Source organism: Klebsiella sp. CTHL.F3a (genome assembly GCF_019890895.1).
GTDB classification, from domain to species: Bacteria; Pseudomonadota; Gammaproteobacteria; order Enterobacterales; family Enterobacteriaceae; genus Klebsiella; species Klebsiella grimontii.
On the sequence record NZ_CP082360.1, the window covers coordinates 5,462,454 to 5,484,096 of the forward strand.

Consider the following 21,643-nt stretch of genomic DNA (forward strand, 5'->3'; position numbering starts at 1 on the left):
AAGAAAAGGTCACGCCGTGCGCCTGATATACACTTTCCTGCTGGCCTGGTGCCTCAGTTTTGGGGCGTACGCAGCGACAGCCCCGGATGCTAAACAGATAGCTCAGGAACTGGAACAGGCGAAGGCGGCGAAGCCCGCCCAGCCTGAGACCGTCGAAGTCCTGCAATCTGCCCTCAACGCCCTTGAGGAGCGTAATGCTTCCCTTGAGCGCGTCCGTCAGTACCAGGACGTTATCGATAACTTCCCCAAACTGTCGCAAAACCTGCGCGCGCAGCTCAATAATCTGAGCGATGAGCCGCGCCAGGTCTCCACTACTCTCTCCTCCGATGCGCTGAACCAGGAGATTCTCCAGGTCAGCAGCCAGCTGCTGGAAGCCAGCCGTAAAGCTCAGCAGGAGCAGGATCGCGCCCGCGATATCGCCGATTCGCTTAACCAGCTGCCGCAGCAGCAGAGCGATGCCCGCCGCCAACTGAACGAGGTTGAGCGCCGGGTTGGCGCACAAAACAGCAATACGCCGCTGGCGCAGGCGCAGAATCTTGGCCTGCAGGCGGAGTCCGCGCGGCTGAAAGCGCTGGTCGATGAGCTGGATCTGGCCCAGCTCTCCGCCAATAACCGCCAGGAACTTTCGCGGTTGCGCTCCGAGCTGGCGCAGAAAGAGAGCGAACAGCTCGACGCCTGGCTACAAGCGCTGCGTAATCAGCTAAACAACCAACGGCAGCGCGAGGCGGAGAAAGCGCTGGAAAGCACCGAACTACTGGCGGAAAACAGCGAAAACCTGCCGCCGGATATCGTGGCGCAGTTTAAAGTTAACCGCGAGCTGTCGCAGGCGCTCAACCAGCAGGCGCAGCGCATGGATCTGATCGCCTCGCAGCAGCGCCAGGCGACCAATCAAACTCTCCAGGTGCGTCAGGCGCTAAACACCCTGCGCGAGCAGTCTCAGTGGCTGGGTTCTTCCAATCTGCTTGGCGAAGCCCTGCGCGCGCAGGTTGCGCGGCTGCCGGAAATCCCGCGACCGCAGCAGTTGGATACCGAAATGGCTCAGCTGCGCGTGCAGCGCCTGCGCTATGAAGATCAGCTCGGCAAGCAGCCTCAGCTAAGACAAATTCGTCAGGCGGATGGGGAGCCGCTCACCAGCGAGCAGAACCGTATTCTGCAGGCTCAGATGCGTACGCAGACTGAGTTGCTCAACTCCCTGCTACGCGGCGGCGATACGCTTATGCTCGAACTGACCAAGCTGAAAGTCGCCAACGGCCAGCTTGAAGATGCGCTTAAAGAGATCAACGAAGCGACCCACCGCTATCTGTTCTGGACCTCCGACGTCAGCCCAATCGGCTTCTCATGGCCGCTGGAGATCGTTCAGGACCTACGCCGTCTGATCTCGCTCGATACCATGAGCCAGCTCGGCAAAGCCAGCATGATGATGCTGACCAGCAAAGAGACCCTGCTGCCGCTCTTCGTCGCGCTCATTCTGGTGGGGTTCAGTATTAGCTCACGACGCCATTTCACCAGCTTCCTTGAGCGCTCCAGCGCGCGCGTCGGTAAGGTGACGCAGGATCACTTCTGGCTCACGCTGCGCACGGTGTTCTGGTCAATACTGGTGGCCTCGCCGCTGCCGGTACTGTGGATGACGCTGGGCTATGGCCTGCAGGCCGCCTGGCCTTTCCCGCTGGCGGTCGCCATTGGCGATAGCGTTACCGCTACGGTGCCGCTGCTGTGGGTGGTGATGATTTGCGCTACATTCGCCCGCCCAAACGGCCTGTTCATCGCCCACTTCGGCTGGCCGCGTAGCCGCGTCAGCAAAGCGATGCGCTACTACCTGATGAGCATCGGGCTGATCGTGCCGCTGATTATGGCGCTGATTACCTTCGATAACCTCAACGATCGCGAATTCTCCGCCTCGCTGGGCCGCCTCTGCTTTATGCTGATTTGCGGCGCGCTGGCGATGGTGACCCTGAGCCTGAAACGCGCCGGCATCCCGCTGTATCTCGACAAAGAAGGCAGCGGCGACAATATGCTGAACCGGCTGCTGTGGAATATGCTGCTCGGCGCGCCGCTGGTGGCGATGCTGGCGGCGGCGATCGGCTATCTCGCCACGGCGCAGGCGCTGCTCGCCAGGCTCGAAACCTCGGTCGCCATCTGGTTCCTGCTGCTGGTGGTCTATCACATCATTCGCCGCTGGATGTTGATCCAGCGCCGCCGCCTGGCGTTCGATCGCGCCAAGCATCGACGGGCGGAGATCCTCGCCCAGCGCGCGCGTGGTGAAGAAGAGGCTCAGCATACCAGCAGCCCGGAAGGTTCAATGGAAGCCGAGGTCAGCGAGGTCGATCTGGATGCCATCAGTACCCAGTCGTTACGTCTGGTGCGCTCCCTGCTGATGCTGATTGCGCTAGTGTCGGTTATCGTGCTGTGGTCAGAAATCCACTCCGCGTTTGGCTTCCTGGAGAATATCTCGCTGTGGGACGTCACCTCTACGGTGCAGGGCGTTGAGAGCCTGGAGCCGATTACCCTCGGCGCGGTGCTGATTGCCATCCTGGTGTTGATTATTACCACCCAACTGGTGCGCAACCTGCCCGCGCTGCTGGAACTGGCGATCCTCCAGCATCTGGAACTGACGCCGGGCACCGGCTACGCCATCACCACCATCACTAAATATCTGCTGATGCTGATTGGCGGTCTGGTCGGCTTCTCGATGATTGGCATCGAGTGGGCCAAGCTGCAGTGGCTCATTGCCGCCCTCGGCGTCGGTCTCGGTTTTGGTCTGCAGGAGATCTTCGCCAACTTTATCTCCGGCCTGATTATTCTGTTTGAGAAACCAATACGGATTGGCGATACGGTCACTATTCGCGATCTCACCGGCAGCGTGACGCGTATTAATACCCGCGCCACGACCATCAGCGACTGGGACCGTAAAGAGATTATCGTGCCGAACAAGGCGTTCATCACCGAACAGTTCATCAACTGGTCGTTGTCGGATTCCGTGACCCGCGTAGTGTTGACGGTGCCTGCGCCGGTGGATGCCAATACCGAAGAGGTTGCGCAGATCCTGTTAAATGCCGCGCACCGCTGTTCGTTAGTTATCGATACCCCGGCGCCGGAAGCGTTCCTCGTTGACCTGCAGCAGGGGATCCAGATTTTCGAGCTGCGTATCTACGCCGCCGAAATGGGTCACCGTATGCCGCTGCGCCACGAGATGCATCAGCTGATTCTGGCCGGATTCCGCGAGCACGGGATCGATATGCCGTTCCCGCCGTTCCAGATGCGTCTGGAGAGCATTGATGGCAGAAAAAGCAGCAGAGCGCTGACTTCGGCAGGGAAAACCAGCCGCGCCCCCGGCAGTCTGTAAGAACGGCCTTGCCTGAACGCAGGCAAGGCCAGAACGGTCGCACGACCGGACAATCAACCATACCGCCGTACATCGGCGGTCATCTCCGTCAATATCCGGCAGGAAAGCGGAAAGGAAGATCAGGCACGGTCGACGGTAAACGAAATGACCTCACCGATGCTTTCAGCCCCCAGGGCCAGCATCACAACGCGGTCAACGCCCAGCGCTACGCCGGAACAATCCGGCAGCCCGGCTTCCAGAGCGGCCAGCAGATGACGATCGATTGGCTGCTGCGGCAGGCCGCGAGCAGCACGCTTGCGGTTATCCTGCTCAAAACGCTGCTGCTGTTCGCGCGCGTCGGTCAGCTCATGAAAACCGTTCGCCAGCTCAATGCCTTTGTAATAGACCTCGAAGCGCTCCGCCACGCGGTGATCTTCGGTGCTAATTTGCGCCAGCGACGCCTGGCTTGCCGGGAAGTGATAAATAAACGTTGGCCGATCTTTACCGATGTGCGGCTCGACGCCCATGGCGAAGAGTAGCTGAAGCAGCGTATCCCGGTCCTCTTCCGTATCGGCGATATTGCTCAGATCCAGCTTCGCCGCCGCTTCGCGCAGCTGGGTTTTATCCGCCGACAGCGGGTCGATTTCCAGATGACGCTGAAAGGCTTGCTGGTAAGAGAGGCTTTCGGCCGGCTGGCAGTCGAGCACCTGCTGGAGCAGATCGTCGACTTCATTAATCAGGCGGTACATGTCGTAGCATGGACGATACCACTCCAGCATGGTGAATTCCGGATTATGGTGACGCCCCATCTCTTCATTGCGGAAGCTACGGCATAGCTGAAACACCGGGCCGCAGCCGGCCGCCAGCAGGCGTTTCATGTGATACTCCGGGCTGGTCATCAGGTACAGGTTCAGCCCCTGAGAGTGGCCAGGACCAACGAAACGCGTCTCAAACGGGACCATATGAATATCCGTCACCGTCGCCTGACTCATGCAGGGCGTCTCCACCTCCAGCACGCCGCGGTCGGTAAAGAAACGGCGAATTTCCGCCATCACCGCTGCACGTTTTAACAGATTTGGAATGGATGCGCTCGGCTGCCAGGTTGCCGTTTCGCTCATGGTACTTTCTCCGATTTGAAACAAGGGCACGAAGTCTACTCGTAACTGGCAGATGAAACAAATTTTGTGCGAATACGTAAACGCGTTACATACACTTAATTTGTTGATAACCCAAAAACATAAAGCAAGCAGATAAACAACCGCACAGAACGATAAAAAAATCGAACACGTCAATTTTCCCTTATGACCCTACGGCTATACTCCTTACCTATAAAGGAGCAGTGATACGTTTTCGCCAGCCCGGCGGCGAAATAAACAAAAACTGGAGGAATGTCGTGCAAACTTTTCAAGCCGATCTTGCCGTAATAGGCGCAGGCGGAGCAGGTCTTCGCGCCGCAATAGCCGCCGCGCAAGCTAATCCAAATGCTAAAATCGCTCTAATTTCAAAAGTCTATCCTATGCGCAGCCATACTGTTGCTGCTGAAGGGGGTTCCGCTGCCGTCGCGCAGGATCATGATAGCTTCGAGTACCATTTCCACGACACCGTTGCAGGAGGCGACTGGCTGTGCGAACAGGACGTCGTTGACTACTTCGTTCATCACTGCCCGACGGAAATGACCCAGCTCGAACATTGGGGATGCCCGTGGAGTCGCCGCCCGGACGGCAGCGTCAACGTCCGGCGATTCGGCGGTATGAAGATCGAACGAACCTGGTTCGCTGCCGATAAAACCGGCTTTCATATGCTGCACACCCTTTTTCAGACCTCGCTTCAATTCCCGCAAATCCAGCGCTTCGATGAACATTTCGTTCTGGATATTCTGGTGGATGATGGCCAGGCTCGCGGTCTGGTCGCGATGAATATGATGGAAGGTACGCTGGTGCAGATCCGCGCCAACGCGGTCATTCTGGCGACCGGCGGCGCAGGACGCGTGTATCGCTACAATACCAACGGCGGTATCGTCACCGGTGACGGTATGGGTATGGCGCTCAGCCACGGCGTACCGCTGCGCGATATGGAGTTCGTGCAATATCACCCCACCGGTCTGCCGGGTTCCGGCATTCTGATGACGGAAGGCTGCCGCGGCGAAGGCGGAATTCTGGTCAACAAGAATGGCTACCGCTATCTGCAGGATTACGGCATGGGTCCGGAAACCCCGTTGGGCGAACCGAAAAATAAATATATGGAGCTGGGTCCGCGCGATAAAGTCTCCCAGGCTTTCTGGCACGAATGGCGTAAGGGCAACACGATCCCTACCCCGCGAGGCGATGTGGTCTATCTCGATCTGCGCCATTTGGGCGAGAAAAAGCTGCTTGAACGTCTGCCGTTTATCTGCGAACTCTCGAAAGCCTACGTTGGCGTCGATCCGGTGAAAGATCCTATTCCGGTACGTCCGACCGCGCACTATACCATGGGCGGGATCGAAACCGACCAGCAGTGTGAAACCCGCATCAAAGGGCTGTTTGCCGTGGGCGAATGTTCTTCTGTCGGCCTGCATGGCGCCAACCGCCTTGGCTCCAACTCCCTGGCGGAGCTGGTGGTGTTTGGTCGTCTGGCCGGTGAGCAGGCCATGCAGCGCGCAACCGAAGCGGGCGAAGCCAATAGCGCTGCGCTGGACGCCCAGGTCGTCGATATCGAGAACCGCCTGAAAGAACTCGTTAATCAAGAAGGTAACGAGAACTGGGCGAAGATTCGTGACGAAATGGGGCTGTCAATGGAAGAAGGCTGCGGCATCTACCGTACGCCGGAGCTTATGCAGAAAACGGTTGATAAGCTGGCCGAGCTGCAGGAGCGCTTCAAGCGCGTGCGTATCACCGACACCTCGAGCGTGTTCAATACCGACCTGCTGTACACCATCGAACTGGGTCATGGCCTGAACGTCGCCGAATGTATGGCGCACTCCGCCCTCGCGCGTAAAGAGTCCCGCGGCGCGCATCAGCGTCTGGACGAAGGCTGCACCGAGCGTGACGACGTCAACTTCCTCAAGCATACCCTCGCCTTCCGCGATGCCGACGGTAATACCAGCCTGGAGTACAGTGATGTGAAAATCACCACTCTGCCGCCGGCAAAACGCGTGTACGGTGCGGAAGCGGAAGCAGCCGAGAAGAAGGAGACGACGAATGGCTGAGATGAAAAATATGAAAGTCGAAGTGGTGCGCTACAACCCGGAAGTGGACATTGCACCGCACAGCGCTTTCTATGAAGTTCCCTACGATGAGCAAACCTCTCTGCTTGATGCTCTGGGCTATATCAAAGACAACCTCGCGCCGGACCTCAGCTACCGCTGGTCCTGCCGTATGGCGATTTGCGGTTCCTGCGGCATGATGGTGAACAAGGTGCCAAAGCTGGCCTGTAAAACCTTCCTGCGTGAATACACCAAAGGCATTAAAGTCGAGGCGCTGGCTAACTTCCCGATTGAGCGCGATCTGGTGGTCGATATGACTCACTTTATTGAAAGCCTGGAAGCCATTAAGCCGTACATCATTGGCAACCCACGCACGCCCGATCAGGGGCCTAACACGCAGACGCCGGCGCAAATGGCCAAGTACCACCAGTTCTCTGGCTGCATCAACTGCGGCCTGTGCTATGCGGCCTGTCCGCAGTTTGGTCTTAATCCGGAGTTTATCGGTCCGGCGGCGATCACCCTCGCCCATCGCTACAACGAAGACAGCCGCGATCGCGGTAAAAAGGAACGTATGGCGCAGCTTAACGGCCAGAATGGCGTCTGGACATGTACTTTCGTGGGCTACTGCTCCGAAGTCTGCCCGAAACACGTCGACCCGGCGGCCGCGATCCAGCAGGGCAAGGTAGAAAGCTCGAAAGACTTTCTTATCGCCACCCTGAAACCACGCTAAGGAGTGCTGTATGACGACTAAACGCAAACCCTACGTGCGGCCGATGCCGTCCACCTGGTGGAAAAAGCTGCCGTTTTATCGCTTCTATATGCTGCGTGAAGGAACGGCGGTACCCACGGTCTGGTTCAGCATCGTGCTGATTTACGGGCTGTTCGCACTGAAGCATGGCGCGGAGAGCTGGGCGGGCTATGTCGGTTTCCTGCAAAACCCGATTGTCGTGATCCTAAACCTGATCACGCTTGCAGCCGCGCTACTGCATACCAAAACCTGGTTTGAGCTGGCGCCGAAAGCCGCCAATATTATCCTTAAAGGCGAGAAAATGGGACCTGAGCCAATTATTAAAGGGCTTTGGGTCGTCACTGCGGTCGTCACCGTGGTGATCCTGTTTGTCGCGCTGTTCTGGTAAGGAGGCTGGAATGATTAATCCCAACCCAAAACGTTCTGATGAGCCGGTATTCTGGGGGCTGTTTGGCGCTGGCGGCATGTGGGGAGCGATTATCGCCCCCGTCATTGTGCTGCTGGTAGGTATTATGCTGCCGCTTGGCCTCGCGCCTGCCGACGCCTTCAGCTATGAACGCGTGCTGGCTTTTGCCCATAGCTTTATTGGCCGTGCATTCATTTTCCTGATGATTGTTCTGCCTCTATGGTGCGGGCTTCACCGTATTCACCATGCAATGCACGATTTAAAAATTCACGTACCCAACGGTAAATGGGTCTTCTACGGCCTTGCGGCGATTCTGACCATCGTCACACTGGTCGGCATATTGTTCATCTAAACGAATAGCCGTACGCGGCTTTTACCTCAGCCGCAATAAGCCCGGTAGCATTCTGTTACCGGGCTCGCTTCTCAAGAAAATTCTGCCACATTTTTCCTGCCTGGCTCTACACTTAGCTTAAAACTGGCAAGGAAAAAATTATGCGTCTGCTACCCGTTCTTGCGGTTGTTGCCGCTTCATTTCTGCTTGTAGCCTGTAGTACTCCGGTGCCGCCTCCTGGCGTAACCGTGGTTAGCCCCTTCGACGCTCAACGCTATCTTGGCACCTGGTATGAGATTGCCCGCTTCGATCACCGTTTTGAAAGCGGCTTAGAAAAGGTCACCGCAACGTATAGCCTGCGCGATGATGGCGGACTGAACGTGGTAAATAAAGGCTACAACCCAGACCGGGGTATGTGGCAAAAAACCGATGGCGTCGCCTACTTTACCGGAGAGCCCACGCGAGCCGCGCTGAAAGTCTCGTTTTTCGGCCCCTTCTATGGCAGCTATAACGTGATGGCGCTGGATAAGGATTATCGCTACGCGCTGGTTTGTGGACCCGATCGCGACTATCTCTGGCTACTGGCGCGCACGCCGAAAATCCCGCCGGAAGTGAAGCAGCAGATGCTGGATATCGCTACCCGGCAAGGATTCGACGTGAGCAAACTGCTATGGGTCAATCAGCAGTATTAATGCGCGCTCATTTTCAGGCCAATGATGCCAATCACAATACACGCCAGGCTGGCAATGCGCATCGGGCTGGCGGATTCACCCAGCAGGATAATACCCGTCACGGCTGCGCCGACCGCGCCGATTCCGGTCCAAACGGCGTAAGCCGTCCCTACGGGCAACGTTTTCATCGCCCATGACAACAGCGCCATGCTGATGACCATAGCGGCAATCGTTATCACGCTTGGCACCAGACGGCTAAAACCGTGGGTATATTTCAGACCGACTGCCCAGACAACTTCCAGCAGACCAGCGATAAACAGAACTAACCAGGACATATGGCTCCTTTAATGGGGCCGTCCCCAGATGTGAAACGCTTACAGGTCGTCCCGTAAGGTAGATGATATTCCGCAGGAATTATACACGACGTGGGTAAGGTGAGGAAGAACGGTACGACCAGCGGCCGTACCGCCATGGTCTATTGCTGAGCTTTGGTCGCGGCGCCCGAAATCGCGCTGCCGCCTTCTGAAATATCCTGACCAACACCGCGCGTGGTGTTACATGCAGTCAGTACAGAGGAAAGAGCCAAAACCGTAAAGAACGCTGCAATCGCTTTTTTTACCATAATGTCATCCTTATTAACCAGTTTTAGTTATCGTGCTCTATAAGCATAGACAAACTGCTCCAGGATGAGGGAAACGCGGCGATTTTTAAGAGAAAAAGAAATTACGCGAGCGAATAGGATTGCGCGTGGGGAGTGTGAATAAGAATTCCCTGATGAAATAAGATTAACTGACGGCGTGAGAAATAGCATGACCCAGGCTCTGGATATCCTCGCCAACGCCACGAGCCGTGTTGCACCCGGTAAGCAGCGACCCGCCCAGAACTAACAGTAGCAAAAGTTTCAGCGTAGCGTTCATCTTCCTTGCCTGCAGTTTCGACATTATAGAGGGCGCAGCATTGCGGCTGCGCCAACCATCTCATCGTCCAGATTACTTCACGCGGGATACGTATTCGCCAGAGCGGGTATCCACTTTGATGACTTCGCCAATCTGTACGAACAGAGGAACTTTAACTACTGCGCCAGTGGATAGCGTTGCAGGTTTGCCGCCAGTACCGGCAGTATCGCCCTTCAGGCCAGGATCGGTTTCAACGATTTCCAGCTCAACAAAGTTTGGTGGGGTGACGGAAATTGGCTGACCGTTCCACAGGGTCACGATGCATTCAGCCTGATCCAGCAGCCATTTCGCGTTATCGCCAACGGCTTTAGCGTCAGCAGCCAGCTGTTCGAAAGTAGAGTTATTCATAAAGTGCCAGAACTCACCGTCGTTATACAGGTAAGTCAGGTTCATATCGACAACGTCCGCGCCTTCAGCAGAATCAGTAGACTTAAAAGTTTTCTCAACGCGAGTACCGGTCAGCAGGCGGCGCAGCTTAACGCGTGCAAAAGCCTGGCCTTTGCCGGGTTTAACGAATTCACTGGCTTCAACTGCATAAGGTTCGCCGTCCATCATGATTTTAAGACCGGCACGAAAATCGTTGCTATAGTAAGTCGCCATAAGGCCCTCTGAAATTTTGTTAATTGGTAGCTAAGCCACAAAATGGCGCATATTGTAACCCTAAATACCCCATCCAGAGAAGATTGGTTAACGCAACTTGCCGATGTTGTGACCAGTCCTGATGAACTGCTGCATCTTTTAAATGTAGACGCTGATGCGAATCTATTGGCAGGGCGCGATGCTAAGCGCCTGTTCGCATTGCGTGTTCCACGAGCGTTTATTGCCCGTATGGAACCAGGCAACCCTAATGATCCTCTTCTTCGTCAGGTACTTACCTCTCAGGAAGAGTTTACTAATGTTCCAGGATTCTCTACCGATCCGTTGGAAGAACAGCATAGCGTTGTGCCGGGCCTGCTGCATAAATACAGCAACCGCGCGTTGTTGCTGGTTAAAGGCGGCTGTGCGGTAAATTGTCGTTATTGTTTCCGTCGTCACTTCCCCTATGCTGAAAATCAGGGCAATAAACGTAACTGGCAGATGGCCCTCGAGTATATTGCGGCGCATCCCCGACTCGATGAGATCATCTTTTCCGGTGGCGATCCGCTCATGGCGAAGGATCATGAGCTCGACTGGCTCTTGACGCAGCTGGAAGCTATTCCGCACATCAAACGCCTACGTATCCACAGCCGGTTGCCCGTTGTGATTCCTGCGCGTATTACCGATACGCTGGTTGCCCGTATTTCTGCATCATCGCTACAGGTACTGCTGGTAAACCATGTTAACCACGCTAACGAGATTGATGCGGCATTTCGTTCGTCCATGAAAAAGCTGCGTATGGCTGGCGTAACCTTATTGAACCAAAGCGTGCTGCTGCGCGGCGTAAACGATAACGCGCATACGCTTGCCGATTTGAGCAATGCGCTCTTCGACGCTGGCGTCATGCCCTACTATCTCCACGTTCTGGACAAAGTGCAGGGGGCGGCCCATTTTATGGTCAGTGACGAAGAGGCCAGAACCATCATGCGCGAACTGCTCACCCTGATATCCGGCTATTTAGTACCAAAACTTGCACGGGAAATCGGCGGAGAACCAAGTAAGACTCCCCTGGACTTAGGATTAAAGCAGCGATAACCAATCCGTCTGCCGGGCACTGCCTGGCAGACTACCTACTTGCCATTACTCACTGTGTATAAATACTAACGACTTATAATTTTCGTAAAACGAGTATTCTCCAGAAGAAAGTAAAAGCAAATATAAAAGTAAGCTGTAACTTCATTCATTAATAGTTACAAAAAAAGAGAAAGAATGTTTGCTGCGGTCATCGCCAATAACAAGGGTAAGATCCACCCAGGTAATTTGAATTCTGTTGCTTTATTGCCACTGAAACTTTTTGGGGCGTCATCCTGAATGGCTAAATTATGAATCACATTTTTCTCAACCGGGGGCGAGGATGTGCTCGCGGTGCTCTGTACATTTTCAGGCTGTTTTTCCTCCGTTCGGAAGAATGAGGCAATATGTGAACCAGCCGCAAGAACAAACCCCCTCTGCCTTACAGTAACAATAATATCCTGCGACAACCCTGCTTTTACTAACGACTTTCTTAGTAAGGAAATGTTTTGATAGAAAGTATTCTGGGAAACGACAACACCTCTGGTTTTCCATACTATATCCAGAAACTCTTCTCTGGATATAATCTTCCCATTGCTTTCCAGTAAAAGTTGAAGACAGCGTGCAGTTGGCGCATTCAGGGTCACGCTATCCCCATTTTCCCCTACGGGCTGCAACTCATTCATATTTACATTAAATATAACTTCATTATTAATGATATATTCATTGAATATCATAATTCCAACCCCCCTTCACCATTCCATATGAAATAAAGATGAATTAAATTCAAATTCACCTTTAGCAAACACAGTACATCCCTTTAAGCCTGCCAGATTAGATAATTTTACGGATAAGCTCCCGCTCTTCCCAGAGCAAAGATAATATTATCATGATATTTGAACCAAAGGGAAGACTGATTTACAACTATACGTTCCAGACACGCTCATTATTATCCACGAAATCTCTTTATGAATTTGCAACCTTCAATAAACGAGGTTTAAATTCAAGCAGAATTCACATGCATTTTGTCTACCCTACACTTAGATTTGTTCCCGCTCCGGTACAGTACGCTTTATGTATACTAGCTATACGCAATAGCGGCGGCAGGAGTAAGAAAACGATAGAGCTCAGGCATAGATACGGGATGTTAGTTATTACCAATATCATTAATTAACAACCGGGCCGAGTATCTATTCAGGACTTTAGTATCTATAAATGGATTAAATAAATGAAAAAAACAATCGTAGCTGTAATGGTCGCTGCTTCTGCAGTTCTGAGCGCTCAGGCTTTCGCGGCAGGGAACAGTTCTCAACTAACAATTCTGGGCAACGTCACTGATACCGGTGAGTCCTGTAACGTTACTCCATCAGCGCAGATCCAGGGAGGTTCTTTAACTCTGGATGATGTTAAAGCCTCTATCCTGGAAGGCCAGGCCGTAAACTCGCCGTATATGTCTCTTGCAAAAGATATTGAATACAAAATTGAAGATTGCCAGAAAGGCGCAACCGATTACACTGGTAACCTCAACGTGACCGTAACCGGCGACTATATCAGCGGCCAGGATAACGTGCTGACTAACACCGCTGTAAACCCAGCAACCAACGCAGCAGTGACTGTTGTTAACACCGATGGTTCTCGCGTGAGCTTCACAGGCACAACACCTAAAGTTGTCGCTTATACTGCGGGTACCCCATCTTACCTGCGCTACAAAGCAGCATATGTTAAAACCGCTGCCGGCGTTACCGATGGCGCAGTTAAAGGTGTAGCTACCTTTACCATCACCTACTAATACTCAATAGGGCCTGCCTCAGGCAAGCCCTATTTTTATTCAGGGAATGAATTATGTTGAAGTCATTATTAAAGATAGTGGCAGTTTTTTCGTTTTCAGTAAGTTTTGCCGCCTATAGCGGTGTAGTTGTGGACTCCACACGGCATCTTTATAAAGAGGGGGCGCGTGAAATTAACGCCAACCTGGAAAACAAAGATAATATTCCGTATTTAATAAAGTCATGGGTTGAGCCTCGCGAAGGCAGCCAAATGTCTTTTTTTATGGTAACCCCTCCTCTTTTTCGTCTGGAAGCAAAACAGAAAAATACTGTGCGTATATTTCCTAATGCAAACATAACTAACGCGCCTAAAGATAGGGAAACTGTTTATTATTTCAACGTAATGTCAATCCCACCGACCAGTGACGCAGACACGGATAAAAACAAAATCCAACTGGCTGTGCGTCATAGAATGCGTCTTATCTATCGCCCAAAATCCTTACAGGATCTTTCGATTAACCAAGAAGCAAAAAAATTAGAATGGCGCAGAAGTGGTAATAAAATCACGCTAAAAAACACGACACCATTTTTTATCTATTTTAAATCAATCAAAATCAATAACACAGAAGTGAGTAGTTCCATTAACAATATAGATGCTTTCGCTACCAAAGAATTTACATTGCCAGCGGGTGTAAATGGCTCAGAAATAGTATGGAAAGTCGCAACTGACAACGGAGGCATGGGTTCTGCCTACTCGTCATCAATTTAATTTTTTTGTTCTTTTTTGACCGACCAGGGTGAAAAGTATGTCTATTTTAATAAAAAAAAGGGATGGTGTTCTTTCTGGTGTGTCCCACCCATTTTTCGTTCTTGTTCCTGCGTTAGCCCTCGGTTTTTGTAACAATGCCCTGGCGCGTGATTTTTTTGATCCTGATTTTATTAAATCAGTGGGGCAAAGCGACCCTTCCTCAATACCGGACTTATCGCTGTACGCAACGAAAGATGCTCAGGCACCGGGTGAGTATCGTATTGATGTAGTTTTAAACAACAACCTGCAGGAAACCACTGATATTCAATTTGTCGAAAAAAAAGATCCGACTACTGGTGCTCTGAAACTAGTTCCCTGCCTGAGTATCGCTAAATTAACCAGCTATGGTTTACGCTCAGAAGCGTTCCCTCACTTAAAAGAAGATACTAACGGGTGCGCTGATGTCAGTGGGATACCTAACTTCACGACAGATTTTAACTTCAATACTCAGCAACTGCTGATATCCATACCACAGGCTGCATTATCAACTATTGCTCAAGGGTTTGTCCCGCCTGAAGAATTTGATGATGGAATTAACGCACTGCTGACCAATTACCAATTCAGCTCAGGGAAGGATTATGAGGCGAATAATGAATACTACAACCTCAACTTACAATCTGGCCTAAACATTGGACCATGGCGTCTACGTAATCTCAGCACATGGAATAAATCGGCTGGTATCCAGAGCGATTGGGATTCAGTATATCTTTATGCTCAACGGAGTATTATCCCCCTAAAAAGCACGCTGGTAATGGGAGAAAGCAGTTCACTATCAAGTATTTTTGATAGCGTGCCGTTTACCGGTATTCAGCTTGCTACTGATACTGATATGATTCCAGAAAGCCTGCGCGGCTTCGCCCCTATCGTGCGTGGTATTGCCAGAACTAACGCCCGCGTAGTTATCAAACAGAACGGCTACCAGATCTATCAAGCCTTTGTTGCACCTGGTGCCTTTGAAATTACCGACCTCTACTCAACCGGCGGTAACGGTGATCTCTATGTCACTGTCGAAGAAGCCGATGGCTCCCGACAAAACTTCGTTGTTCCTTACGCCTCTCTGCCGCTGATGCTCAGAGAAGGCCAGGTGGAATACGAAATCACCAGCGGTAAATATCGTCCCTATGATGGCGATGTTGACGAAAAACCATTTACCCAAGCGACCATCAGCTACGGCGTATTAAGCAATACGACTTTTTACACCGGCCTGCAGGCTGCATCGAGTTATCAGGCGCTGGCTTTAGGTGTCGGGCAAAATCTGGGTGATATCGGTGCAGTTTCAGCCGACGTCGCCGAAGCCTGGTCGAAAAAGAAAGATATGGATAAAACGACGGGTCAGTCCTGGCGTATCCGCTATGGTAAAAATATTCTTGAAACCGGCACGAATATCACCGTCGCAGGCTACCGCTACTCCACCTCTGGGTTCAATACGCTTACTGATGTAATGAACACTTATAATAATCGCTACGGTAGTTATACTTCTCGTTCTTTACGAAACAGAACCAATATTACCGTAAATCAAAGTCTGGGTTCAGGGCTCGGAAGTCTGTCCGTCTCCGGTATATTTGAAGACTACTGGGATAGCAATCGCCGTAACAACTCATTCAATATTGGCTATAATGGTGGGTTCCGTCGCTTTAACTATTATGCAGGCTATAGCTACAGTCGCTATTCCTGGGGCGATAGCGGCTCGAATCGTACCGTCGAAGACGACCACGTCGTTTCATTTAACATCACAGTGCCATTAGGTGACTGGATACCCAATACCTACGCAACCTATAACGTCACTAATAGCAGCCCAGGATCTACCGACCAGTACGTTTCTCTCAGCGGTGTAGCGCTGGAAAATCATAATCTGGACTGGAACGTACAGCAGGGTTATAGCAATCGGGAAGATGCCAGCGGTGGGGTATATAGCAACTATCGTGGTTCAATGGGTTCCATTAACGGTGGTTACAGCTATAGCAAACATAGCCAGCTCATTAACTATGGTATGAGCGGTGGAGTCCTGCTCCACGCTGACGGGATTACTCTGGGTCAGGAAATGTCTGAAACAGCGGTGTTAGTTAAAGCCCCGGGGTTAGATAATGTTCGACTGGAAAATGATGTCAGTATTACAACAGATTATCGTGGTTACGCAATTATCCCATACGTTACACCATACCATCGAACCAGTGTGACTTTAGATAACACCACCCTGAGTGACAATATGGAATTACCGAATACCACGCAGAAAGTGGTGCCCACTCGTGCCGCAATTGTACGGGCAAACTTTGAAGGCAATATTGGCCGTCGCGCTTTCCTGATATTGAAAAGAACGTCGGGTGACTATGTTCCTTATGGTGCGACGGTAACCTTAACCACGGATAAAAATGCTCAGGCCAGCATCGTATCCGACGGTGGCATGGTTTATATGTCCGGGCTGAAAGATAACGGTGAAATTTATGCCCGGTGGGGAACTAAAAGCGGCCAGCAGTGTAAGGCAACTTATAGCTTAGCTGCGACAACCGAAGGCATTGCGCAGGCCACTGCGGTTTGCCGTTAACAGGGATAGTAATACTATGAAAAGTCTTTTTTTTATTATTAGCTTACTCTGCATAAGCTCGCATGCAGTAGCTACCTGCACGTATGGTAAAACTGGTGGCGGTGCAATTAGCGTTAACTTCAGTGGCTCTGTAATCGCTGATTCAACATTACCTAATGGAAGCATATTAGCGTCAGCAAGGCGCGGAGGTGTTGATCCCAAAACATTTTCGTCATGTAGCGCTAGTGACGTTTTTGTTGTTAGAACCGTTCCTACAGTTAGTCCATCTAGCATTTCAAAAATTGGTGGCAAAGTCGTATATGAGACAGGTATCCCTGGTATTGGCTTTCAGATCTCCGATATTACGTTACCATCTGCAAACTATTTTTCACCAGCAAATATAGATCAGCCAGAAGCAGCCAATACTCATTATTTCTCTAACTCATCTGGCCAAGTCATGGTTTGGTTAGTTAAAACAGGCCCCATAACTAAAACGACGGGAAGAAAAACCTCTGTTTACTTTATGGCTGGCCCGCCAAATCAGACTAGTACTGGTTCGTCAAATGCAACTGAATTATTCAGAATCATTATTGACTTAACTAACATAAAATTCAAAGAAACCACATGTGAAATTTCCCCCCGAAACGGAAATATAGTAAGACTATCAAACATTGATATTTCAGAGCTGAACTCAGTGTCAGTTGGAAGTGCCGTTGGAAAAGCAAAAAGCATCACACTTGATATTAGCTGCCCAGACTCCGAAGTTAACAAGAAATATATTTACTGGTTTAGCCCTATATCTATAGCATCAACTAGCACCGATGGATTATTACTAAATTCATTATCAGATGGTGCTCAAAATGTAGGCATAATTTTAAAAAAAGGAAGCTCTGCGATAAAATTTAACAATCTGGAAGCCTATCCCTTCACCAGCTCGAAGAGTCAAGATATAACGTTAACGGCTGATTACTATAAAATCGCCAAAAATGTTTCAACAGGAACTACTGGGGAGATCAAAACAGACCTAGAGATTGTCCTTCAGGAAGAATAACCTTAACCTACATGAAGATAAATGTCATACCGTCAAGCCTAAGCCAGGCTGGCGGCATATTGACCATATGAAATATAACTTATTTCGGAGTTTCAATGATAGTTAAGAGAGTAATTATATAAATCCATAAAAATTGATACATGAACAACTAAAAATTCATCATTTAATCATGACAAATGGCATTGAAAAATAAAAAGCGCATACTAAAATCATCGTCGAAATGTCACATAACGCATTAGTGACCTTTCGCAGACTAAATGTAACAAAATATGTTAACCTACTTATTATTAACATATTGTTATCGTAGAATAATCTTAGTATAAAAGGGAATATGTAATGAAACAATTGACTGTATTCGAAATGGAAACTATCTCCGGTGGATATTCTTGGGACTTCTCTTCTATCAGCTCAGCTATCACAAGTGTAGTAAGTAACGGTGCTGAAGCAGTAGCCTCTGCCATAATTTCTGGTGCAGCACATGCGATGATAGGTTCGACTATTGGGGGATCACAGGGTGGTGACGGCGGTGGTCTACTTGGTATTGGTGCTATCGGGCAAGCTGTTGGAATGGTTTGGGGTCTGGCTGTTGGTGCTATTGGTGGTGCAGTTTACGGCGCTATGGGTGGCTGGGAATTTGCCAGCAAGGAAGCTCAAGCAGCTATGAATGGTCTCTATAACGGCACCCTTGCTCCTTGGGCTTAAAATTCAACAATCGAATATATTATAGTATCATGAATAGATAATATTCTTTATATTCATTGAATTAAAGGTCTGGATATCCAGACCTTTTTTACTAGAAGCAGAGTAAAATTGGTAAAATATGCTAAAAAATATCTATCGCAAGGAAGCGATTGAGTACAAAAAAACGCACTGGAAAGGGAAAGCTCTATTGTTGGCAGGAATTCCTGCATGGCTTATAACCTTACTGGCATTCATTTTCCTTATTGCCCTGGTACTTTCGCTTATATATTGCACCTTTACCCAGCGTATTGATGTACGTGGTGAAGTTATTACCCTTCCCCACTCCGTTAACGTTTTCGCTCCCCAGCAGGGTTTTGTTGTTAACCAGCATGTAAAAGTGGGTGATATAGTTAAAAAAGGTCAATCACTCTATGAACTGGATATTTCACGCAATACAGTGAATGGCAATGTCAGCACTGCACAGATTGAAGTCATCAATGAGAAAATCGCTAATGCCCAGGATATCATCAGCAAACTTTCACATAATAAGTCTGAAACGCTAAGCGCCCTGGATAAACAAATAAAAACCACTAGTGACTCACTGGTAGAAACCAATCGTATGCTGGTAAACACTCAGGCAGGCTTAAAAAAGATGCATAATAACTTAGCCAGCTATGATAAATATCTGAAAGACGGGATGATTACTAAAGATCAGTATAACTATCAGCATTCATTATATTTCCAACAGCAAAGTGCTTACCAGTCTCTGGTGAGCCAAAAGATGCAACTCGAGTCTCAGCTCACACAAACAAATAGTGATAAAGTCACTAAAGCGGCAGATTTTGACAATCAGATATCGAGCCAGCATAACCAAATTAATGACTATAAAAACCAGCTAGTGGAATCAAATGCCAATAGCAATATAATTATTAAAGCCACTACCGACGGAAAAATAGAGTCTTTAGCCGTTACCAAAGGTCAGATGGTGGAAAACGGCAGCAGCCTTGCTCAGATTAAGCCCACCGGCAATGTTGAGTATTATCTCATCCTCTGGTTACCCAATAACACCATCCCCTACGTGAAACCCGGGGACACCATTAATATTCGCTATGATGCTTTCCCTGCCGATAAATTTGGCCAATTTCCAGGTAAGGTTTTTTCTATTTCCTCGGTCCCGGCGTCACGTCAGGAAATGGCAGAATATACCAATGTAAGTAACGGCACTAATCAGCAGGAATTAGCGCTCTATAAAGCAATTATAAAAATAAAGGACAAGACCTTTAGCTACAATGGAAAAACGCTCACGCTCTCTAACGGCCTGAAGGCTCAGGCGGTAGTTTTCCTTGAAGAACGCCCGCTTTACATGTGGATGTTTACTCCTTTCTATAAGATGACGCAAAGCGTGAGTGGCCCGATCGATGAATAAAGAACTATTTAAAACCATTACCGATAAGCTTAATTTTTCATTCCGCCATAAAACGCCGGTTATTTTACAGTCAGAGGCTGCCGAATGCGGCATCGCCTGCCTGGCAATGGTATGCGGCTTTTACGGTCTCAATATCGATCTGTTTAACTTCCGCCATCGCTACGGCAGCCCCTCTCAGGGCGTCACGCTGATGTCATTAAGTAAAACGGCGGAACATGCCGGGCTAAAAAGCCGGGCACTTTCTCTCGACCTCGATGAAATAAAGCAGCTAAAGCTCCCCTGCATTATCCACTGGGGTATGAACCACTACGTTGTACTGACTAAAGCACGTAAAAGTAGCTTTATCGTTCATGACCCGGCGCTGGGAAAAAGAGTTATTGGTATCCAGGAGATGTCGAATAACTTTACCGGCGTTGCCCTGGAGCTATGGCCAGATCAAAACTTCCAGCAGGAGCAGGCAAAGTCTCGCCTGCGCCTGCTGGATCTGATGCGCAACATTGTTGGCCTCAAATCCGTCCTGCTGAAGATCTTTGCCTTTTCGGTTGTCGTTGAAGCCATCGGTTTGTTATTACCTATCGGTACGCAGCTGGTAACCGACCATGTCATCATGGCCCACGACCAGAGCCTGCTTTCTGTCATATGTATTGGCCTGGTGTTTTTTACGCTCTTTCGCACCTTTATCAGTATGCTGAGAGCATGGACCTCATTAACGTTAAACACCTTAACCAACATTCAGTGGAAGACAACGCTGTTCGATCATCTGACGAGCCTACCATTATCCTTTTTTGAGAAGCGCCATTTAGGCGATATTCAGTCTCGCTTCTCATCACTGGATACCATTCGCTCGACGTTTACCAATAGCATTGTTACCGGCATTATCGACTCAATCATGACGATTGGCCTGCTGGTTATGTTAACCCTGTACGGCGGCTGGCTGGTCTGGGTCGTGGTAGGCTTTACGTTATGCTACGCCATCATGCGTTTTGCCACCTACAGCTTCTATCGTCGCGTTGCCGAAGAGCAGGTTATCAAGGGCGCGCGCTCCAGCTCGCACTTCATGGAGTCGCTGTATGGCATTTCAACCATTAAAGCGCTCAACTTAAAAGAGCGTCGTTCGCAGCACTGGTTAAATATCAATATCGATGCCTGTAATGCCGGCATCAAACAGACTCGTTTCGATATGATGTTTGGCGGTATTAATACTTTTATTACCTCTATCGATCAAGTCGCCGTACTCTGGCTGGGTGCTATTATGGTTATTGATAACAATATGACCCTCGGTATGTTTATGGCTTTTAACGCCTATCGCGGGCAATTCTCGCAGCGAGCATCAAGCTTGATCGACCTGGTCATGCAACTGCGCATGCTGTCGTTACATAATGAGCGTCTTTCAGAGATCGTCTTCAGCGAGCCAGAAAAAGAGCTGCCTTCGCGACGCGTTTTTGCTGAAAATACGGGCGTTAAGCTGGAAGTGAAAAATCTCAGCTATCAGTACGATCCGTTCTCACAGCCTATTTTTTCTAATTTAAATATTACCGTTGAACCAGGTGAGTCAATAGCTCTGGTGGGCCCTTCCGGGGTCGGTAAAACCACCCTACTGAAAGTCATGTGCGGCCTGTTAGCCCCCACCAGCGGCGACGTGATAGCGGATAATCTCGATATTCAAAAAATTGGCCTTAACAACTTCCGCCATGGAACGGCCTGCGTTCTTCAGGAGGACCGTCTTTTCTCTGGCTCACTTATCGATAATATCAGCGGTTTTGAAGATAACGCCGATATGGATTTCATCATCGAATGTGCGCGCAGGTGTAATATTCATGACGAAATTATGAAAATGCCTATGGGTTACGAAACCATTGTCGGTGAGCTTGGTTTAGGCATCTCTGGCGGGCAAAAACAGCGAATCTTAATCGCCCGTGCGCTCTACCGCAAACCCAGCATTCTGTTTATGGATGAAGCCACCAGCCATCTCGACCTGAAAAATGAATCGGCCATTAACCAGTCTATCTCTGGTTTAAGCATTACCCGAATCATTGTTGCCCATCGACCATCCACCATTGCCTCAGCCGATCGCATCATTGATATGTCACAGCTCCATATGCAGGCACCAGCGTAACCACCAGGAAAA

20 protein-coding genes are annotated in these 21,643 nt (G+C 50.0%); 14 read left to right on the forward strand and 6 right to left on the reverse strand.

What is annotated here, in order from left to right; all coding sequences use genetic code 11:
* Positions 1-16: 16 nt before the first annotated feature.
* Positions 17-3,343, forward strand: a complete 3,327-nt coding sequence (mscM, locus tag K7H21_RS25565; protein ID WP_004128051.1) for a miniconductance mechanosensitive channel MscM — start codon at positions 17-19, stop codon at positions 3,341-3,343.
* A 119-nt stretch (positions 3,344-3,462) separates the two neighbouring features.
* Here mscM and epmA read toward each other — a convergent pair whose 3' ends face one another.
* Positions 3,463-4,440, reverse strand: coding sequence for an elongation factor P--(R)-beta-lysine ligase (epmA, locus tag K7H21_RS25570; RefSeq protein ID WP_004128048.1), 978 nt, complete (start codon positions 4,438-4,440; stop codon positions 3,463-3,465).
* A 275-nt stretch (positions 4,441-4,715) separates the two neighbouring features.
* Between epmA and frdA the strand changes: the two genes are divergently transcribed.
* The 5 genes from frdA (at position 4,716) to blc (ending at position 8,680) form a co-directional block, all read left to right on the forward strand.
* Positions 4,716-6,506 carry a fumarate reductase (quinol) flavoprotein subunit gene (frdA, locus tag K7H21_RS25575; RefSeq protein WP_087829763.1) on the forward strand — a complete coding sequence of 597 codons (1,791 nt, stop codon included), beginning with the start codon at positions 4,716-4,718 and terminating at the stop codon, positions 6,504-6,506.
* On the forward strand, positions 6,499-7,233 hold the full coding sequence (locus K7H21_RS25580) for a succinate dehydrogenase/fumarate reductase iron-sulfur subunit (RefSeq protein WP_004128039.1): 735 nt from the start codon (positions 6,499-6,501) through the stop codon (positions 7,231-7,233). The genes frdA and K7H21_RS25580 overlap by 8 nt, the downstream gene beginning before the upstream one ends.
* A 10-nt stretch (positions 7,234-7,243) precedes the next feature.
* The gene (gene frdC, locus K7H21_RS25585; protein ID WP_004128037.1) at positions 7,244-7,639 is read left to right on the forward strand and encodes a fumarate reductase subunit FrdC; all 396 of its coding nucleotides are present in this window, start codon (positions 7,244-7,246) and stop codon (positions 7,637-7,639) included.
* Between the two features lie 10 nt (positions 7,640-7,649).
* Complete coding sequence (frdD, locus tag K7H21_RS25590; protein ID WP_004128035.1) at positions 7,650-8,009, forward strand: fumarate reductase subunit FrdD; 360 nt, start codon at positions 7,650-7,652, stop codon at positions 8,007-8,009.
* 140 nt (positions 8,010-8,149) lie between these two features.
* A complete protein-coding gene (gene blc, locus K7H21_RS25595) occupies positions 8,150-8,680 on the forward strand; it encodes an outer membrane lipoprotein Blc (protein ID WP_049112906.1) in 531 nt (176 codons plus the stop codon).
* Here blc and sugE read toward each other — a convergent pair.
* From sugE to efp, 4 genes are all read right to left on the reverse strand, one after another.
* Entirely contained in the window at positions 8,677-8,994 is a 318-nt protein-coding gene (gene sugE / locus K7H21_RS25600) for a quaternary ammonium compound efflux SMR transporter SugE (protein WP_004128029.1), read from the reverse strand. The two genes, blc and sugE, sit on opposite strands and share 4 nt — an antisense overlap.
* Positions 8,995-9,134: 140 nt before the next feature.
* Positions 9,135-9,281 carry a lipoprotein toxin entericidin B gene (ecnB, locus tag K7H21_RS25605; protein WP_004097935.1) on the reverse strand — a complete coding sequence of 49 codons (147 nt, stop codon included), beginning with the start codon at positions 9,279-9,281 and terminating at the stop codon, positions 9,135-9,137.
* A 163-nt stretch (positions 9,282-9,444) separates the two neighbouring features.
* Entirely contained in the window at positions 9,445-9,576 is a 132-nt protein-coding gene (locus tag K7H21_RS25610; protein WP_004128026.1) for an entericidin A/B family lipoprotein, read from the reverse strand.
* Positions 9,577-9,648: 72 nt separating this feature from the next.
* Entirely contained in the window at positions 9,649-10,215 is a 567-nt protein-coding gene (efp, locus tag K7H21_RS25615) for an elongation factor P (protein WP_004097931.1), read from the reverse strand.
* 42 nt (positions 10,216-10,257) lie between these two features.
* Here efp and epmB point away from each other — a divergent pair, with 42 nt between their 5' ends.
* Entirely contained in the window at positions 10,258-11,286 is a 1,029-nt protein-coding gene (gene epmB, locus K7H21_RS25620; protein ID WP_049112910.1) for an EF-P beta-lysylation protein EpmB, read from the forward strand.
* A 155-nt stretch (positions 11,287-11,441) separates the two neighbouring features.
* On the opposite strand, the gene K7H21_RS25625 is transcribed toward epmB, so the two are convergent.
* Positions 11,442-11,999 carry a winged helix-turn-helix domain-containing protein gene (locus K7H21_RS25625; RefSeq protein ID WP_142445977.1) on the reverse strand — a complete coding sequence of 186 codons (558 nt, stop codon included), beginning with the start codon at positions 11,997-11,999 and terminating at the stop codon, positions 11,442-11,444.
* Between the two features lie 491 nt (positions 12,000-12,490).
* On the opposite strand from K7H21_RS25625, the gene K7H21_RS25630 reads away from it, so the two are divergent.
* The 7 genes from K7H21_RS25630 (at position 12,491) to K7H21_RS25660 (ending at position 21,631) form a co-directional block, all read left to right on the forward strand.
* Positions 12,491-13,051, forward strand: a complete 561-nt coding sequence (locus tag K7H21_RS25630) for a fimbrial protein (protein ID WP_139529769.1) — start codon at positions 12,491-12,493, stop codon at positions 13,049-13,051.
* Positions 13,052-13,104: 53 nt separating this feature from the next.
* A complete protein-coding gene (locus K7H21_RS25635; RefSeq protein WP_139529768.1) occupies positions 13,105-13,797 on the forward strand; it encodes a fimbrial biogenesis chaperone in 693 nt (230 codons plus the stop codon).
* 37 nt (positions 13,798-13,834) lie between these two features.
* The gene (locus K7H21_RS25640; RefSeq protein ID WP_223035455.1) at positions 13,835-16,378 is read left to right on the forward strand and encodes a fimbria/pilus outer membrane usher protein; all 2,544 of its coding nucleotides are present in this window, start codon (positions 13,835-13,837) and stop codon (positions 16,376-16,378) included.
* 16 nt (positions 16,379-16,394) lie between these two features.
* Positions 16,395-17,408, forward strand: a complete 1,014-nt coding sequence (locus K7H21_RS25645; RefSeq protein ID WP_142445980.1) for a fimbrial protein — start codon at positions 16,395-16,397, stop codon at positions 17,406-17,408.
* Between the two features lie 336 nt (positions 17,409-17,744).
* Positions 17,745-18,110, forward strand: coding sequence for a hypothetical protein (locus K7H21_RS25650; protein ID WP_032742011.1), 366 nt, complete (start codon positions 17,745-17,747; stop codon positions 18,108-18,110).
* Positions 18,111-18,228: 118 nt separating this feature from the next.
* Positions 18,229-19,515 carry an HlyD family secretion protein gene (locus K7H21_RS25655; protein ID WP_049112915.1) on the forward strand — a complete coding sequence of 429 codons (1,287 nt, stop codon included), beginning with the start codon at positions 18,229-18,231 and terminating at the stop codon, positions 19,513-19,515.
* Positions 19,508-21,631 carry a peptidase domain-containing ABC transporter gene (locus K7H21_RS25660; RefSeq protein ID WP_004128007.1) on the forward strand — a complete coding sequence of 708 codons (2,124 nt, stop codon included), beginning with the start codon at positions 19,508-19,510 and terminating at the stop codon, positions 21,629-21,631. The genes K7H21_RS25655 and K7H21_RS25660 overlap by 8 nt, the downstream gene beginning before the upstream one ends.
* Positions 21,632-21,643: the final 12 nt, after the last annotated feature.

Coding starts and splice junctions, on each gene's coding strand:
- epmA (WP_004128048.1), bottom strand. CDS start 4,440: ATGAGCGAAACGGCAACCTGGCAGCCGAGCGCATCCATTCCAAATCTG.
- K7H21_RS25580 (WP_004128039.1), top strand. CDS start 6,499: ATGGCTGAGATGAAAAATATGAAAGTCGAAGTGGTGCGCTACAACCCG.
- frdC (WP_004128037.1), top strand. CDS start 7,244: ATGACGACTAAACGCAAACCCTACGTGCGGCCGATGCCGTCCACCTGG.
- frdD (WP_004128035.1), top strand. CDS start 7,650: ATGATTAATCCCAACCCAAAACGTTCTGATGAGCCGGTATTCTGGGGG.
- blc (WP_049112906.1), top strand. CDS start 8,150: ATGCGTCTGCTACCCGTTCTTGCGGTTGTTGCCGCTTCATTTCTGCTT.
- sugE (WP_004128029.1), bottom strand. CDS start 8,994: ATGTCCTGGTTAGTTCTGTTTATCGCTGGTCTGCTGGAAGTTGTCTGG.
- ecnB (WP_004097935.1), bottom strand. CDS start 9,281: ATGGTAAAAAAAGCGATTGCAGCGTTCTTTACGGTTTTGGCTCTTTCC.
- K7H21_RS25610 (WP_004128026.1), bottom strand. CDS start 9,576: ATGAACGCTACGCTGAAACTTTTGCTACTGTTAGTTCTGGGCGGGTCG.
- efp (WP_004097931.1), bottom strand. CDS start 10,215: ATGGCGACTTACTATAGCAACGATTTTCGTGCCGGTCTTAAAATCATG.
- epmB (WP_049112910.1), top strand. CDS start 10,258: ATGGCGCATATTGTAACCCTAAATACCCCATCCAGAGAAGATTGGTTA.
- K7H21_RS25625 (WP_142445977.1), bottom strand. CDS start 11,999: ATGATATTCAATGAATATATCATTAATAATGAAGTTATATTTAATGTA.
- K7H21_RS25630 (WP_139529769.1), top strand. CDS start 12,491: ATGAAAAAAACAATCGTAGCTGTAATGGTCGCTGCTTCTGCAGTTCTG.
- K7H21_RS25635 (WP_139529768.1), top strand. CDS start 13,105: ATGTTGAAGTCATTATTAAAGATAGTGGCAGTTTTTTCGTTTTCAGTA.
- K7H21_RS25640 (WP_223035455.1), top strand. CDS start 13,835: ATGTCTATTTTAATAAAAAAAAGGGATGGTGTTCTTTCTGGTGTGTCC.
- K7H21_RS25645 (WP_142445980.1), top strand. CDS start 16,395: ATGAAAAGTCTTTTTTTTATTATTAGCTTACTCTGCATAAGCTCGCAT.
- K7H21_RS25650 (WP_032742011.1), top strand. CDS start 17,745: ATGAAACAATTGACTGTATTCGAAATGGAAACTATCTCCGGTGGATAT.
- K7H21_RS25655 (WP_049112915.1), top strand. CDS start 18,229: ATGCTAAAAAATATCTATCGCAAGGAAGCGATTGAGTACAAAAAAACG.
- K7H21_RS25660 (WP_004128007.1), top strand. CDS start 19,508: ATGAATAAAGAACTATTTAAAACCATTACCGATAAGCTTAATTTTTCA.